This is a genomic window from Actinocrispum sp. NPDC049592, from assembly GCF_040675465.1.
In the GTDB taxonomy this organism is placed as follows: Bacteria; Actinomycetota; Actinomycetes; order Mycobacteriales; family Pseudonocardiaceae; genus Kibdelosporangium.
Window position 1 is genome coordinate 16265 of record NZ_JBFAPA010000005.1, and the last position, 14323, is coordinate 30587.

15 protein-coding genes are annotated in these 14323 nt (G+C 70.0%); 7 read left to right on the forward strand and 8 right to left on the reverse strand.

Annotated features, from left to right (window positions below):
* Positions 1 to 9 precede the first annotated feature (9 nt).
* The 3 genes from AB0J95_RS14760 to AB0J95_RS14770 all read right to left on the reverse strand — a co-directional run bounded on the left by AB0J95_RS14760 (position 10) and on the right by AB0J95_RS14770 (position 3409).
* Positions 10 to 1875, reverse strand: coding sequence for a peroxidase family protein (locus tag AB0J95_RS14760; protein WP_364757243.1), 1866 nt, complete (start codon positions 1873 to 1875; stop codon positions 10 to 12).
* Positions 1876 to 1951: 76 nt separating this feature from the next.
* Entirely contained in the window at positions 1952 to 2569 is a 618-nt protein-coding gene (locus AB0J95_RS14765; protein ID WP_364757245.1) for a DUF1062 domain-containing protein, read from the reverse strand.
* Positions 2570 to 2797: 228 nt separating this feature from the next.
* Positions 2798 to 3409 (reverse strand): DUF4232 domain-containing protein, encoded by a 612-nt coding sequence (locus AB0J95_RS14770; protein WP_364757247.1) that lies wholly within the window; start codon positions 3407 to 3409, stop codon positions 2798 to 2800.
* 348 nt (positions 3410 to 3757) lie between these two features.
* Here AB0J95_RS14770 and AB0J95_RS14775 point away from each other — a divergent pair, with 348 nt between their 5' ends.
* The 3 genes from AB0J95_RS14775 to AB0J95_RS14785 are packed head-to-tail and all read left to right on the forward strand — an operon-like array spanning position 3758 to position 6041.
* Positions 3758 to 4321 carry a hypothetical protein gene (locus AB0J95_RS14775; protein ID WP_364757248.1) on the forward strand — a complete coding sequence of 188 codons (564 nt, stop codon included), beginning with the start codon at positions 3758 to 3760 and terminating at the stop codon, positions 4319 to 4321.
* A gap of 5 nt (positions 4322 to 4326) precedes the next feature.
* Complete coding sequence (locus tag AB0J95_RS14780; RefSeq protein ID WP_364757250.1) at positions 4327 to 5421, forward strand: histidine kinase; 1095 nt, start codon at positions 4327 to 4329, stop codon at positions 5419 to 5421.
* The gene (locus AB0J95_RS14785) at positions 5418 to 6041 is read left to right on the forward strand and encodes a response regulator transcription factor (RefSeq protein ID WP_364757252.1); all 624 of its coding nucleotides are present in this window, start codon (positions 5418 to 5420) and stop codon (positions 6039 to 6041) included. Before AB0J95_RS14780 ends, AB0J95_RS14785 begins: the two co-directional genes overlap by 4 nt.
* Positions 6042 to 6043: 2 nt before the next feature.
* Here the strand turns inward: AB0J95_RS14785 and AB0J95_RS14790 are convergent, their stop codons facing one another.
* From AB0J95_RS14790 to AB0J95_RS14800, 3 genes are all read right to left on the reverse strand, one after another.
* Entirely contained in the window at positions 6044 to 6490 is a 447-nt protein-coding gene (locus AB0J95_RS14790; protein ID WP_364757254.1) for a hypothetical protein, read from the reverse strand.
* Positions 6487 to 6831: a spore germination protein GerW family protein gene (locus tag AB0J95_RS14795; RefSeq protein WP_364757255.1), complete on the reverse strand. Its 345-nt coding sequence runs from the start codon at positions 6829 to 6831 to the stop codon at positions 6487 to 6489. The genes AB0J95_RS14790 and AB0J95_RS14795 overlap by 4 nt, the downstream gene beginning before the upstream one ends.
* Before the next feature lie 113 nt (positions 6832 to 6944).
* Positions 6945 to 8174 carry an acetyl-CoA hydrolase/transferase C-terminal domain-containing protein gene (locus AB0J95_RS14800; RefSeq protein ID WP_364757257.1) on the reverse strand — a complete coding sequence of 410 codons (1230 nt, stop codon included), beginning with the start codon at positions 8172 to 8174 and terminating at the stop codon, positions 6945 to 6947.
* Positions 8175 to 8361: 187 nt separating this feature from the next.
* Between AB0J95_RS14800 and AB0J95_RS14805 the strand changes: the two genes are divergently transcribed.
* From AB0J95_RS14805 to AB0J95_RS14815, 3 genes are all read left to right on the forward strand, one after another.
* Positions 8362 to 10629, forward strand: coding sequence for a nitrate- and nitrite sensing domain-containing protein (locus AB0J95_RS14805; RefSeq protein WP_364757259.1), 2268 nt, complete (start codon positions 8362 to 8364; stop codon positions 10627 to 10629).
* A gap of 76 nt (positions 10630 to 10705) precedes the next feature.
* Positions 10706 to 11125: a roadblock/LC7 domain-containing protein gene (locus AB0J95_RS14810; RefSeq protein ID WP_364757261.1), complete on the forward strand. Its 420-nt coding sequence runs from the start codon at positions 10706 to 10708 to the stop codon at positions 11123 to 11125.
* A gap of 20 nt (positions 11126 to 11145) precedes the next feature.
* Positions 11146 to 11904 (forward strand): MHYT domain-containing protein, encoded by a 759-nt coding sequence (locus tag AB0J95_RS14815; RefSeq protein WP_364757263.1) that lies wholly within the window; start codon positions 11146 to 11148, stop codon positions 11902 to 11904.
* 341 nt (positions 11905 to 12245) lie between these two features.
* On the opposite strand, the gene AB0J95_RS14820 is transcribed toward AB0J95_RS14815, so the two are convergent.
* On the reverse strand, positions 12246 to 12842 hold the full coding sequence (locus AB0J95_RS14820) for a CBS domain-containing protein (protein ID WP_364757265.1): 597 nt from the start codon (positions 12840 to 12842) through the stop codon (positions 12246 to 12248).
* Positions 12843 to 13099: 257 nt separating this feature from the next.
* Here AB0J95_RS14820 and AB0J95_RS14825 point away from each other — a divergent pair, with 257 nt between their 5' ends.
* The gene (locus AB0J95_RS14825; protein WP_364757267.1) at positions 13100 to 13327 is read left to right on the forward strand and encodes a PLD nuclease N-terminal domain-containing protein; all 228 of its coding nucleotides are present in this window, start codon (positions 13100 to 13102) and stop codon (positions 13325 to 13327) included.
* A gap of 18 nt (positions 13328 to 13345) precedes the next feature.
* Here AB0J95_RS14825 and AB0J95_RS14830 read toward each other — a convergent pair whose 3' ends face one another.
* Positions 13346 to 14122, reverse strand: coding sequence for a DUF4142 domain-containing protein (locus AB0J95_RS14830; protein WP_364757269.1), 777 nt, complete (start codon positions 14120 to 14122; stop codon positions 13346 to 13348).
* Positions 14123 to 14323: the final 201 nt, after the last annotated feature.

The following is a 14323-nucleotide window of genomic DNA, read 5'->3' on the forward strand; positions in this document are numbered from 1 at the left end:
AAACCCAGACTACGGGCAACGCAGGAACACGTTGTCCGCGAGTTCCCGGCGGGGAATGCCGGTGTTGTGCGCGATCAGGTCACCCAGGCTTTGCCGGTAGTCGACGCCGTAGGCCTGCCGGATCTGGGCCAGCACGGGATCGTTGCCGTAGAAGAACCGGTTGCCGTCCCGCAGCGCCTCGAACTGCTTGCGCCAGATCGCCAGCTGCAGCTCACCGAACTCGCTGCCGGGCACCTTCGGCTCGGACACCATGCCCACGAACGCGTCCATTGTGGACACATCGCCGTAGATCGCCTTCAACCGGGCGGCAAGCGGCGTACGCCGCTCCCCCGTGACCGCGTCGTCGCTGCCGGGCGGCAGGATCCGGCCGCGCTCGTCCCGCAGCCGCACGAAGTCCAGCGCGTCCGGGTCGTTGATCTCGTTGCCCGGAGTCAGTTCCGGATCGGCCGGGAACGCCTCGCCGGCCTCACCGGTGACCGCGCGGAACGTGGGTCTCGCGGGCAACCCGTACGCCTGCCGGAGTTGCTGGTAGCCGGGGATACCGTGGTCACGGCCGCGTTCGATGTCGATCGCGCTGATGTCGAAGACGACCGTCACGCAGTTCGGCGCGCAACCGGGCGCCTGCAGCGGGATGCTGCGGACGAGGTCACCGATCTGCTCGTCGTTGCTGGCCTGGGCGTACTGCCCGAGCCCGCGCAACGTGGTGCCGAGCTGGATGGCGTCGAGCAGGTCCGGGTTGAACAGCGACGCCGCCGGCGGGATCACGATCTCCACGTCGCTGCCGGCGACGGTGACCTGCGCGCCCTTGGCCCGGATCGCGTCGAGCTGCGCCGGGGTGTACTGGCGCGCGTCGCCTTTCAGCCGGATGTCGCCGTGCAGCATGCTGTGCCCGCGGTACCCGACTGTCGCGAACTCGTTGCTGATGGCCGGGTTCACGGCCGGGTTGTAGCCCGTGTACGGCTTGAGCCGCACGCCCAGCGCGGGCAGGAACTCCTCGTAGGTGATGTACTGCTGGGTCGCGATCACCACCCGCCGCGCGATCTGGAACTTGGTCTCCTCCGGCAGGTTCTTCGGCAGCTGGTCGACGATCCTGTTGTGTTCCCGGGCGAACAGGGTCTGCACGGCCAGCAGCCCGGTGTTCTCGTTCGCCCGGATGTCACCGGCCACCCGCGCGCCGAACCTCATCGCCCCGGTGGCGTCGTCCATCCCCGGCGAGGACTGCGGGTCCCCCCGTTCGTCGCGCCGGGGCAGCATCCCGTTCGGCAGCAGCAGATGCGCGCCGTTGTTGGTCATGTCCCCGTCGACCGGGCCCTCGCGCATCCACTCCAGGCGGTCCGCCGACCCGTACACCGCGAACGCGTCGAGGTAGGAGTTCAGCTGGTTCACCTGTTCGCGCGGACCGGTGACCCCGGTGCCCGCCACCGGGAGGCTGCGCACGAACGGCACGAACCCAACATCGTTGTGGAACCGCTCCAACGGATCGGCGTTGTCGAACGGGATGTTCCGCGCCTCCGGGCCGCCCGCGCGCAGGCCGAACGTGTGGTCCAGGAACTGCCCCCACGTCCACGCCCACTGCGTCACCCCGCGCCCGGACGACAACCGCTGCCCGGTGTCGTTGAAGACCCGGTTGCTGACGTATCTCGGGTTCGGCCCGGACACCGCAACCCCCAGCCCGTCGGCGTACCTGGCCGGTGCGACCCGCGAATACCCGGTGCCCGCCTTGCCCCAGTCGGGATGCGCGCGGTTGTTCCCGCTGCCATCCAGGCTCTGCACCTCGAACCAGGGCCCCGCCCCCGCCGCGTCCGCGGTGCCGGCCGCCGCCAGTTCGGCAACGGCCAGCACCACGACCAGCGCTCTGTATCGAAATCCTCGCATGCGGCCAGCCTGGCCAAGCCGGTCCGGCCGGACATCCGTAGAAAACCCGCGAAGAACCCGTAGACCGTGTCCGGGCCTACGGCTCGGTGGCCAGGACGAAGAGGCTGAAGTCGGCACGCACCTTCGCGTCGAGCGCCATCGGCAGGCGGATGCGGCCGGAGCCGACCATGCCCCGCACGGCGGACCGGCTCAGGCCGAACCCGGCCCTGAGCAGCTTCTCCACCCGGATGGGCACCGGGAGCTCGAACCTGACCAGCACCTCCAGCGACGCCGGATCGTCCTTGGCCAGGTCGTAGAACGGCAGGTCGGTCTCCAGGTCCCAGGTGCCGGTCCAGTCGAGCCGGTAGCCGGCCCGGCCGGCCAGCGCCGCGTCCATGGCCAGCCGTCGCACCATGGCCGGGTCGTTGTTCTCGAACATCACCAGCCGTTCGTGGTCCAGCGCCTGGACGTGAACGCGTTCGTGGACGGGGATCTTCGACGTGCGGTCGCACTGCTCGCAGCCGATCAGCATCCACACATCCAGGAGCTTGCCGTTGGCGTTCACGCGGATCTTGCCGGTGGGACGGTGACGCGTGGCCCGGCACGACACACACGTCTTGATGATCGCGGGCAGTCCGAGCTCTCTCACCACCCACAACGCCTTCCGGTCGACATCCGGTTCGGCGGGCATGCGGGTACTACGACTGTGACTCATGGTTCGGCGAATCCTCAGGCTCGTGCCGGAGGCGTCAGGCCGCGTTTCAGCGCGCCAGCAAGCGCCCCCGGAGGTAGTGGCGTCGGGGATACGAAGGCACGCCAGGCCCGAAGACGGGGAGTTACTCGAACCCGTCTTCAGTGTGCGCGTGCGCCACTACTCACTGAGTCACGTCCGCCATGATCGTGAACCCGCCAGCCGCAGGGCAACTGATTTTTCCGGGCGGCGTCAGTTCAGGTTCGGCCCGGCGTGCACGGTCAGCACCTTCAGGTGCGGCACCGACGGGTTGGCGCAGGCCTGGCCGGGGAACGCGACGAACGCCGAGGCCGTGTCGTGCGGCGGGTAGACCCGCAGGCCGCGGACCGGCGTGGGCTGGCATTCGGCGGGGTCGTAGGCGTCAATGCTGGTGAACCCCACCGGCGCGGTGGCCGCGTCGCCGGGTTTCAGGCTGACAACGCCACCTTTGGCGCCGTCGCGGACAGCGGGCTGGCCGACCTGGTGCCCGTCGTCACCGGCCACAAAGGACACTCCGGGAAAGCCCTCGATGGTGCACGTCCGCCCGCCGGTGTTGGTGAACACCAGCCCGCGGTAGATCGTCCCGAGGGCCCCGTCCTCGCCGCGGATCGACAGGCTCAGGTCGGCCACCTTGCATTCCGCCGGGGCTGCCTGCGCCGGTGAGGGCGGCGGCGCAGCGGTGGTTGTGGTGGTCGTCGTCGAGGGAACCGTTGTGGTGGTGGTGCTTGTCGACGCGGACGGAGTTCCCTCCGCCGCAGTCGGCGCGGTCTTCCCGCACCCGCCGATCAACGCGGCCACCAACGCCGCGCCAGCCAGACTCACCACGGTTCGCACCATCACAGACCAACCTCCCCGAATTCCAATCCGCCTAAGGCATACCCCACCGGCGCCGGTGAACACACCGGCCAGTTTCGGCCAACCGTGGGCGCGCAAATGGCGGGCACCGAAGTGGCCCACTGGATACCTCCCAGCGGTCGCTCGCCACTGACCGCCGCACTGCCGCGGGCCCGAAGTCGCGATCGGCGCGGCCGACATCGGTCCACAGTGGGATCCCGGCAGCGGAAAGCGTGACCGGCACGTGCCGGTCGGCACCCCGCACACCATGACCTTTGACGTCCGAAGTGGCCGGTAGGAACTTCCGGGCAAGGCGGCCGCGCTCATAGCGTCGGTTGGGTGACGGACAACAGGATCTTCTTGCCGAGGTTCGGTGCGGTGTGCGGGGTTGTCCTCGCTGTGTCGATCGGGGTGCCGGGGGCCATCGAGGCGTTCACCGGGGAGACGGCGGCCACGAGCCTGGTGATCGGGCTGGGCGCGGCGTTCGGGGCGCCCGCGGTGGTGGCGTTCCATGGGCACCAGGCGCACGCGTCGGGACGGTTCGGGGCGGTGGCGTACGCGGCGAACCTGCTCGGGCTGGGGTTGTTCACGGGGGTGGCGTTCGCGCTGAACCTGGTGATCTTCTTCCAGCAACCGGATCAGGTGGCGGCGCTGACCAAGGTGGTGGTGAAGGGGGCGTCGCTGGTGTTCGTGCTCGGCACGGTGTTGTTCGGGATCTCGATGGTGCGGGCGAAGGTGTTCCCCGCCGTTCCCGCGTGGGGATACCCGATCGGCTTCACCCTGCTGGCCGTGTTCGCGGCGCTGCCGGACACGCCCTGGTCGTCCCTGCTGCACGTCGCGTGCGCGACGGTGTTGGTGTGGCTGTCCGCCACGGTGTGGCGCGCTCGTCCGGCACTAGCCTGAGCGGCATGACCACCTCGCGACCGGCGCCCTGGGTGTCCGTCGTGCTGTGCGCCGCGGTGCTGGTCGCCGGGGTGTACGCCGCGGCTTCCGGGCTGGGCACCACGAGACTGCCGCTGCTGGCCGGTGGCCTGGCGCTGCTCGTGGCCGTGGACTTGGCCGAGGTCCGCCGCTACCCGGTCCGCACGCCGAAACGGGTAGCGGCGGCCCTGTTGGCGCTGCGGGCGGCTCTCTACGTCGCCGTGTCCTATGTGGACGGTTCCGGGCTGGCGCGGTTGCTGCTGCTGCTCGTGCCGTTCACCGCGTACTTCGCGTTCGGGCAGGCCACCGCGCTCGCGCTGGCCGCGGCGTGCCTGGCGGTGGCGGTGATCAGCACGCCGGGCTGGTACGCCCACGTGGAGCAGGTGTCGGACCTGGTGATGTTCACCGTCGGGCTGGTGATCGCGATCGCGATGGCCGCGGTGGCGGTGCGCGAACGCGACGGGCAGATCCGGCTGCAGGAGTCGCACCGCACGGTGGCGGAGCTGTCGGCGGCGGCGGAGCGGGCCAGGGTGGCCAGGGACCTGCACGACGACCTCGGCCACCACCTGACCGCGATCGTCGTGCTGCTGGAGAAGGCCGCCGCGTTCCACGACCGCGAACCCGCCACCGCGAAAGCCGCGGTCCTCGACGCCGAGCGGTCGGCCCGGCGGGCGCTCGGCGAGGTGCGCGAGTCGGTGCGGTCACTGCGCTCGTTCCACCTGCTCGCCGCTCTCGACGAACTCGTCGCGGGCCAGGGCGACGTCACCCTCACGATCAGCGGCGCCCCCGACGGCCACGACACCGGCGCCCTGCACGCGCTCTACCGGGCCGCCCAGGAGGGCATCACCAACTCGCGCAGGCACGCCGAAGCCACCCACATCGCCGTCACGGTCGACCTCGACGCCGAGCGCGCCCGGCTGACCGTCACCGACGACGGACACGGCATGGGCGCCGCCGCCGAGGGGTTCGGGTTGCTCGGGATGCGCGAACGGGTCGCGCTGTCCGGGGGGCGGGTCGACCTCGCCAGCACGTCCTGCGGCACGAGGCTGACCGTGACGATCCCCGCCGCGAGGACCGCGTGACCAGCGTGCTCGTCGTCGACGACCAGCGGCTGATCCGTGAGGGCATCGCGTCGCTGCTGGGCATCCAGCCCGGCATCGAGGTCGTCGGCACCGCCGCCGATGGGCACGAGGCCGTGGAGCAGGCGGTGGCGCTGGCTCCGGACGTGGTGCTGATGGACGTGCGGATGCCGGGAATGGACGGTGTGGAGGCGGTGGCACTGCTGCGCAGGCGGGCGCCTGCCTGCCGGGTGGTCATGCTGACCACGTTCGACGACGAGGACTACGTGGTGCGCTCACTGCGCGCGGGCGCGACCGGCTACCTGCTCAAAGATCTGCCATCACAGGAACTCGCCGCCGCGGTCAAGCTCGCCGCCGCGGGCGTGGCCCAGTTCGACCCCGCCGCCGCGGCCCGGCTCGCCGCGGTGCTGGACCGGTCCGGCAGCCACCGCGAGCCGCTCACCGTGCGCGAGGTCGAGGTGCTGCGGCTGGTCGCGGCCGGGGCCACCAACCGGGAGATCGCCGAGCGCCTCTACCTGTCGGAGGGCACGGTGAAGAACCACATCTCCCGCATCCTCGGCAGGCTCGGCCTGCGCGACCGCACCCAGGCCGCCCTCTACGCCCAGTCACAAGGACTGGTGTGACCTCAGTCAGGGATTCGGCGCCAGGCGTGGTCGGCGCGTTGCCATTCCTTGTCCCACGAGGAGATCCGGCGCTGCAACAACAACCAGGCGATCAGCAGGTACACGACCAGCACGCCGGCCAGCCACGCCACCCCGGCCAGCACCAGCTTGACCGCCCACCCGAACCACCGTGTCGAGCGGTCCGCGTCGCTGACGGGCGTGCCGTCGGTGTTCGTCCAGATCGGGACGCGTTGACCGGCCGAGCCGCCGCCGGTGATCTCCAGCTGGTCGAGGGTGGGGGCTCCGGCGGTGTCCGCGGCGACGGGGATCGCCAGGCAGGCCATCAGGGTGGTCGCCGCGAACAGTGTTTTCTGGGCACGGTCGGATCGGCGGCGCAGCGGTCCGCGCGCGAACCCCAGGAGCCGCAACCACCGCAGCGGTCGCCGGATCCTGGGGACGGGTCTGCTCATTGGCCGCCCTTGGCGTTGATCCTGGCGATCCGGCTGGCCACGAACAGGCCGGCGACCGCGATGACGCCCATCGTGGCGACCAGCCGGTTGACGTCCACGGCGGGCGCCCAGCGGACGTTGCCGTCCTTGATGATGTAGGCACCGGCCGGTTTGGCGGTCAGGCCGAAACCGCCGCCTTCGCCCTCCTGGCCCTTCTCGTCGTGCCCGCCGCCGCCACCGCCGCCCCCGACGACCTTCGCCGCCGCGATAACGGTGACTCCGTCCCGTTCGTACGGTTCGGCGTAGACCATCCGCACATCCAGCGATTCCTTCGCCTTGGCGATCAGCTCGTCGACCTTCATGCCGTCCTCCTGTCACCGGCCGGCTCCACATGTCGGAGCCGGCACCCCAGCCGTCAGGGCCCATCGTTCCAGCGCTGCCTGTCACTGGTCACGAGCCAGGCCAACCGGATGGTTCAGGTCAGGGCGAAGCCGAGCTCCCGGCCCGCCTCGCGGAGGTGATCACGTGAGCTGGGATGGGCGACATGGTCGATGATCTGGCGGGCCTGGGTGGCGGCGTCGTGGCCCCAGATGGTGGCGATGCCTTGTTCGCTGACGATGTAGCTGTGCTGGAACGAGGTCACCGGGCCGGTGAGGCGAGGGACCACTGTGGACACGTCGGCTCTGGGGTGCCAGGACGGAAGGGCGATGATCGCCTTGCCGCCAGGCGAGTGCAGGGCGCCGACGACGAAATCCGTTTGCCCGCCGAAACCCGAGTAGATCGCGCCGCGCACCCGGCTCGCGTTGGCCTGCGCGAACAGGTCCACCTGGAGAGCGCCGTTGACCGAGACAAGGGCGCGCTGGCGGGCGATCAGGCCGGGATCGTTGGTCTTCTCGGTGCGCAGCATGCGAACCCGCGGGTTGCGGTCGACCCATTCGTACAACTCGTTGGTACCGAACACGAACGACGCGGTCACCGGCACCGCTGGGTCGAGCGCGCCCGCCTTTTCCAAGCCCAGCACCCCATCGCTGAACATCTCCGACCACACACCCAAGCCACGCCGCGAGGTCAGCGACGCCAGCACGGCGTCCGGGACCGCGCCGATACCCAGCTGCAGGGTCGCCCCATTGTCCACAAGGGACGCAACCTTGCCGCCGATCTCCCGTGACACAGCGCCGATCTCGCGGACCGCGGGTGAGGCGAGCGGGGCGGCGACCTCGATGCCGTAGTCGATCTCGTCGGTGGCCAGCACCGCGTCACCGTACGTGTAGGGCATGTGCGGGTTGAGTTGCGCGATGACCAGTCCGCCACGCGCCCGCGCGGCCTCGATGGCCGCGGGCAGGATGTTGACCTCGGTGCCCAGCGACACCGTGCCGTCGAGCGGCAGAGATGTGTGCAGCAGCACGATGTCCGGCGGCAACGCTTGCTGAAGCAGGTGCGGCACAAGCGAGAGCCGCGACGGGAAGTACCGCAACGCGGCGCGTCCGCGCATGCCCGCCCCCACGAACGGGGTCTCCAGGACCACGCCGTCGCGGTCCGGGATCCCCGGCTGGGCGTTGAGCATGAACAGCCGGTAGGCGGGAATCGCCTTGTCCAGAATCGCCAACGCGTCCGACGGCGTGGCGAAGTTCCCACTCACCACCACTCGTGGATCGACCGATCTGGACACCAGCGTGGCCAGCTGGGACTCCGAGACGACGCGCATGTGGCCCATCGTTACACGATCACGTAAGCCGTGGGAAAGTTGTCCACGCGCGACCCGGATTCTTCTTCGTAGACAACGGAACTTTGTCGCCCGGAAGTGTGACTCCGGGGTCGACCACTCCCCAACGCCGCGACAGTGCGTTAGGAATGCGTGGGGTTGGCGGCCCTCGAGGAGTGATGCACCACACATGAACAACCACAGAGAGAAACGACCCAAGTCGCGACTGCTCTGGATTCACAACTGGCCTCTGCGGGTCAAGCTGACCATGGTGCTGGTGCTGCCCACGGTCGTCGCCGTCGTGCTGGCGGCCGGGAGGGTCGAAGGCGAGCTCTCGCTCGCCGGTCAGGCCGCCCAGGCCAGCGCCGAGGTCACGGTGCTCGACCGCGCCAGGGCGGTGGTCCATGCGCTGCAACGGGAACGGGACCTGACCATCGCCAGGGCCGCCCCTGCCGACGTTGACCAGCAACGACGTCAGACCGACGCCGCTGTCGCGGCGTTCGACGAGGAGGTGGCCGACGCACCGGCGGGCCTGGACGCCGACGGCCGGATCGCCGAGGCCCAGCGCAGGCTGCACGACCTGCCCTCGGTGCGCCGTTCCGCCGGCTCGGCCGGAGCCACTCCGCTGACCGCGACCCTGACCCCGTTGCTGAGCCTGGACGAGTTCGGCACGCGGCTGGCCGGGGAGGCGACCATCCGCCGCACCGCGGCCGCGCTCGGCGCGGTCGGCCGGGTCATCGAGCAGGCCCAGTTCCAGCACACCGTGCTCAGCGCGGCCGGTTCGGCGAAAACGTTGCCGGACAACGAGATCGACGCACTGCGAGTGGCCGACGCCCGCGAACGTGACGCCACCGCGACCCTGCGTGAGGTGAGCACCGACGAGCAGCGAACCTGGTTGTCCGCCATGGTCGACCAGCGGCTGCTCGACCAGCGGGACCAGCTCAAGACCGCCGCGCTCGCCCGCGCCCGGAGCGGCGGCCCGCCCGGGCTGGATCCACAGGTCTGGCGCCAGGCCTCACAGCCGGTGCTGGATCAGCTGCTGCTGTACGAGACCAAGCTCGCCGGCGCGTTCGGCGAGGCGGTGCGGGCATTGGACGTCGGCGCGAAGACCCAGTCCCTGCGCGACACCGCGCTGGTCATCGGCGCCCTGCTGCTCGGCCTCATGCTGACGCTGTACTTCGCCAGCACGATGCTACGTCCATTGTGGACACTTCGGCGCCGGGCGCTGGACGTGGCCCACCGCGAGCTGCCCAGGGCGATCGAGCGGATCGCGGCGGATCCCGGCCAGCGGCAGGACGTCCGGATCGCCCCGGTGCCGGTGCACTCCGGCGAGGAGATCGGCCAGGTGGCCCGCGCGTTCGACGAGGTGCACGCCTCGGCGATGCGGCTGGCCGCCGAGCAGTCGGCGTTGCGCCACAGCGTCAACGAGATCTTCGTCAGCCTGTCCCGCCGGACCCAGAACCTGGTGGAGACCCAGCTGCGGATGATCGACACGATGGAGGCCGACGAGCTGGATCCCGAGCAGCTGGACCGGCTGTTCAAGCTCGACCACCTGGCCACGAGAATGCGCCGCAACAGCGAGAACCTGCTGGTGCTGGCCGGTGCGACGTTGCGCCGCACCACCACCCGCACGATCGACATCGCCGACGTGGTCCGTGCGGCGATCTCCGAGGTCGAGCAGTACACCAGGGCGGTCGTGCGGCCCACCCCGGACGTGGTCCTGCTGGGACCGGCCGTCAACGACGTCATCCACCTGCTGGCCGAGTTGCTGGACAACGCCACCACCTTCTCCCCGCCGGAAACCCAGGTCGTCGTGGTGTGCGCGGTGCGGCCAGGCGGCGAGGTGTGCCTGGAGGTGTCCGACGAGGGCGTCGGCATGTCACCGTCCGAACTGGACACTTTCAACCGGCAGCTGGCCGCGCCCGCGCCGATCGAGGCCGCGATGTCCAACCGGATGGGGCTGTTCGTGGTCGCCCGGCTGGCCACTCGCCGCGGCATCACGGTGCGGCTGCGCGCGGGCGTCGGCGCGGGCACCGTCGCCGAGGTCACCCTGCCCGCCGATCTGGTGCGGCCCACCCCGTCCGACACCGACACCGTGCCCGATGGGCAGGCGGTCACCACCACCCGGATCAGCACGATTCCCGTTGCACTGCAAGCCATCGGCGTGCACAAACGGTACGCCAGGGACACCTCGGCGACCGACAGCGCCCTCGCCGACCTGCCGCCCACGCTCCGGGAACTGACCAAGGCCTGGTTCCACGAGGAAGGCGGGCGGACCGGGGCGGACTGGCCGGAGGCGCCGACCACCGTGCGGCACAAGGCAAACCCCGGCTCGGACACGACGGCTCCGGCCGATGCGGACAGTCCCGGCCACACCGCCGCGGGCCTGCCTCGCCGGCTGCGAGGAGCGCAGCTCATCCCCCGTTCCCACGGCCACCGAGGAGACAAGGCGCCATGAACGCGCGCTGGTGTCCGGCACCCGATCCACAGCCTGCCGGCCGTCAACGACCAAGCCTCCGCCGATTGGAGACCAGGTGACCTCCGCGGAAACCAGCCGTGCCAGCCAGTTCGGCTGGCTCATCACCTCCTTCACCCGCAAGACACCCGGCGCCGCGCACGCGGCCGTGGTCTCCAGCGACGGGCTGCTGCTCAGCGCGTCCAGTTCGTTGCCCCGCGACCAGGCCGACCAGCTGGCCGCGGTCGTGTCCGGGCTGCAGAGCCTCACGCAGGGCGCGGCGCGGTTGTTCGGCGGCGGTGAGGTCGACCAGACCGTGGTGGAGATGCGCCATGGCCTGTTGCTGCTGATGACCGTCAGCGAGGGCTCGTGCCTGGCCGTGCTCGCCGCACCGGACAGCGACATCGGGGTGCTGGGCTACGAGATGACCGCCTTACGGACCAAAGTCGGCGGGCTGCTCACCCCGGAGCTGCGCATGGAACTGCAGGCGTTGCTATGAGCGACATGCAGCATTTCGCCATGGGCACATGGACGTTGTGGCTGGCCTACGGCGTCTGCATGATCGGGTCGCTGATCGGGCTGTCGTGCACCGCGCGGGCCCGGCAGGCCGCCGGCCGGCGGGCCAAGCTGCTGTGGACCGGGCTCGCCGCGGTGGCGATCGGCGGGGTGGGCATCTGGCTGATGCACTTCCTGGCGCTGCTCGGGTTCACCGTCACCGGCGCCCCACTGCGCTACTCCGTCGGCCTCACCGCACTTTCCGGGCTCATCGCGGTAGTCGTCGTGGGTGGCGGGCTGGCCATGGTCACGCTCGCCGAACCGCGCAAGCCCCGGCTGGCCGCCGCGGGCATCCTCGCGGGCACCGGGGTGGCGTGCATGCACTACCTGGGCATGGCGGCGATCCAGTTCCGCGGTTCGTTCTCCTACGACCCGCTGCTGGTGGTCCTGTCGTTCGTGATCGCCATCGGCGCCACCACCGCGGCGTTCTCGTTCGCCGTCGCCGTCCGGACCGTGACCGCCCGCTTCGGCGCGGCGGCCTTGATGGGCATCGCCGTGACGGGCATGCACTTCACCGGCATGAGCGCCGTCGCGGTCCACCTCGACCGCGGCCACCCACCCTCATCCGCCACCGACGTGTTCGACCTGGTGTTCCCGGTGTTCGTGCTCAGCGGCGCGGTGATCGCCGGGCTGATGTGGGCGCTGTTCACCACGAACACCACACCGGAACCGGCCCGCCACGCCCGTGCGCTGCTCGGGAAGGCACCGACCGAGCCGAGGTGAGCGATGGTGTCGTTCAGCGAGAGGTCGACGAACAGCTCATCCCCAGGTGTGCACCGCGACGAGCGGACGGCCGCGCAGCGAGGCCTCTCGACGGCGAACCGGAGCGCCGCCTCGCTCGTCGCCGATCCGTCGATGCCGACCAGCACCGACCGTCCAGTTCGTGGGCGCGCAGTGGCGGCGTCTGCACGAGCGAGACCGGGCGGATGAGGCGACGGTCCCGATCGGCTCCAGGCCGGTCTGATTTTTCGTCACGTATGGAATCAACTAGTAAAATAGTCCTGAATGCAGTGACACCAACGCATTTCCAACGTGGACCTAGCTACTCGGAATCGGTGGACCGCTTACAAGCCGTGGCCGCGGTGGTGGTCATCCCAGGTGTGGTCGAGCTTGTTGCGGACGTCCACCACGCCGGGGATGGTCGCGGTCAGCCGGCCGGCGATCTCCACCTCGCTGCGCCGGTCCAACTGGCCGGTGAGAGTGGCCTCGCCCTGGGTCACCGTGACGGTCACCTGGCTCATGTCCGCCCACAGGGTCCGCTGGAACACCTCACGCTCGATATCGACCCGGATCTCCTCGTCCGAGCGGAGGAACACCTTCAGCAGGTCCCGCCGGGACACCACGCCGACCAGACGGCCGTGGTCGAGCACATACAAGCGGTGCACGCCACGGTTGTTGAGCTCCCGGGCGGCGAAGCTGACCGACTCCCCCGCGTCCACCGCGAGCACGCGGAGGGTCATCACATCCGCGGCCCGCACACCCTGCTTGCCGGCCAGGTCCAGCTGCGTGACCACACCGACCGGCACACCGTCCCGGCCGACCACCGGCACCGAGGCGATCTTGTTGCGGTCCAGCACGTCGGCGATGTCCTTGAAAGGGGTGTCCGGAGCCACCGTGACCGGGTCCTTGGTCATCACCGTCGCCACGGTCAGTTCGCGCACGGCACACACACCTCCGCTGCTGGTGTTCCGCTCCCAAGCTGAGAAGCATCGGCAAGGCGGCGACAGAGTCTTCAGGCCTTGAGGGAGAACGGCACCGACCCAGCATGAGGGCCGTCGCTTTGCCTGGCAAGCCCGGCCGGAGGCGGCACCCGGCCCTGGGTGCGGCGAGATCGCGCCCGGCACGGTGGTGCGGGTAGCGTTTCTCGTGCCGACCTGGAGGAGGCCGCGGTTTACGCGACCCGCTGGCAGGAGGACTGATGGCGGACAAGAAGAAATGGCGTGACCTGGACACGCGGCAGCGTCGGGCGATCATCGTCGGCGGGACCGTGCAGGCTGCCCTGGCCCTGGCCGCTTGGTACGACCTGTCGCACCGCTCCAGCGATCAGGTCAACGGCCCGAAACCGTTGTGGGCGTTCATCATCGCCATCAACTTCATCGGCCCGCTGGCCTACTTCCGGTTCGGCCGGGCGAGGCGCCGCTCGTAGTCCGTTCGCCCCAATGGGTCAGCGGGATGAGTTCCGGGCCGGGGACCGGGTTCCGCCGCGCCGGTCGCCGGAGTCCCCGCGGTACTCGCCGTCGTCCGGATCCGGGGACCAGCGAGGCCGCCCGCTGCCGGGGCGTCGCTTGTTGCGGCCGGTGGCGAGCCAGAGCAGGAAGATCGCGACCGCCACCACCATGGGCACGAGGGTCAGCGCCACGATCATGTCCAGGCCGTTCGAGTCGGACTTGACGATCAGCGGCGTGGGGTCGTTCAGCGTCTGGAAGTCGACCATCCCGGTGGCTTCCAGCAGGGTCATGTGCTTGTTCACGATGCTGTTGGCGGTCGTGGCGAACTTGCGGATCTCCGGGTCCTGCGTGGTCACGCGGGACTTGGCGATGATCGGGAAGATCAGCCCGTGCGCGGCGCGCAGGCGCATGGCGAACACGGAGTCGAACTGGGTGCCCGAGGACTGTGCCATCTCGGTGAGCCAGCTCTTCTGGTTGTCGTACGGGGAGTCCGGCAGCTTCAGGCCGTAGATCCCGGCCAGGCGCTCGACCTCGACGTTCAGCGCGGCGTGGTCGGCCGCCATGGTCTTGCCGGCCTCCTGCACCTTGGGGTTGGCCGACTTCGCCTGCGCCATCTGACCCGCGGGCATCTCCCACAGGTTGGCCATCCGGACCTTGATGATCAGGTCGGCGTCGACGGCCGACAACGGCTGGGCGGCGTGGGCCACGCGGGTCACGACGGGGAACGAGACCAGGGCAAGGGCGAGCAGGAACGGTACGGCGAGTCGTCTCACGGCGTCCTTCTTGTCTCCGAGCATCCGGGCGGACATCGGTCAGGCCGTGCTGGGTCCACCCGGGATCGCGCTCCCCGGTCCGCGGCGGATCCGGTGCGGCCGGGTTTGAGGACACCGTATTGGGTCCTCGCAAGGGGATACGGCACCGGGGGCGCGATGGTTCAAAAACCAAGAGATAACGACGTTAACACTTGCAGGTTT

Excerpts from the sequence above, each read along its gene's own strand:
- AB0J95_RS14790 (WP_364757254.1), bottom strand. The coding sequence starts at position 6,490 with ATGAGCAGACCCGTCCCCAGGATCCGGCGACCGCTGCGGTGGTTGCGG.
- AB0J95_RS14760 (WP_364757243.1), bottom strand. The coding sequence starts at position 1,875 with ATGCGAGGATTTCGATACAGAGCGCTGGTCGTGGTGCTGGCCGTTGCC.
- AB0J95_RS14825 (WP_364757267.1), top strand. The coding sequence starts at position 13,100 with ATGGCGGACAAGAAGAAATGGCGTGACCTGGACACGCGGCAGCGTCGG.
- AB0J95_RS14815 (WP_364757263.1), top strand. The coding sequence starts at position 11,146 with ATGGGCACATGGACGTTGTGGCTGGCCTACGGCGTCTGCATGATCGGG.
- AB0J95_RS14800 (WP_364757257.1), bottom strand. The coding sequence starts at position 8,174 with ATGCGCGTCGTCTCGGAGTCCCAGCTGGCCACGCTGGTGTCCAGATCG.
- AB0J95_RS14795 (WP_364757255.1), bottom strand. The coding sequence starts at position 6,831 with ATGAAGGTCGACGAGCTGATCGCCAAGGCGAAGGAATCGCTGGATGTG.
- AB0J95_RS14765 (WP_364757245.1), bottom strand. The coding sequence starts at position 2,569 with ATGAGTCACAGTCGTAGTACCCGCATGCCCGCCGAACCGGATGTCGAC.
- AB0J95_RS14780 (WP_364757250.1), top strand. The coding sequence starts at position 4,327 with ATGACCACCTCGCGACCGGCGCCCTGGGTGTCCGTCGTGCTGTGCGCC.
- AB0J95_RS14805 (WP_364757259.1), top strand. The coding sequence starts at position 8,362 with ATGAACAACCACAGAGAGAAACGACCCAAGTCGCGACTGCTCTGGATT.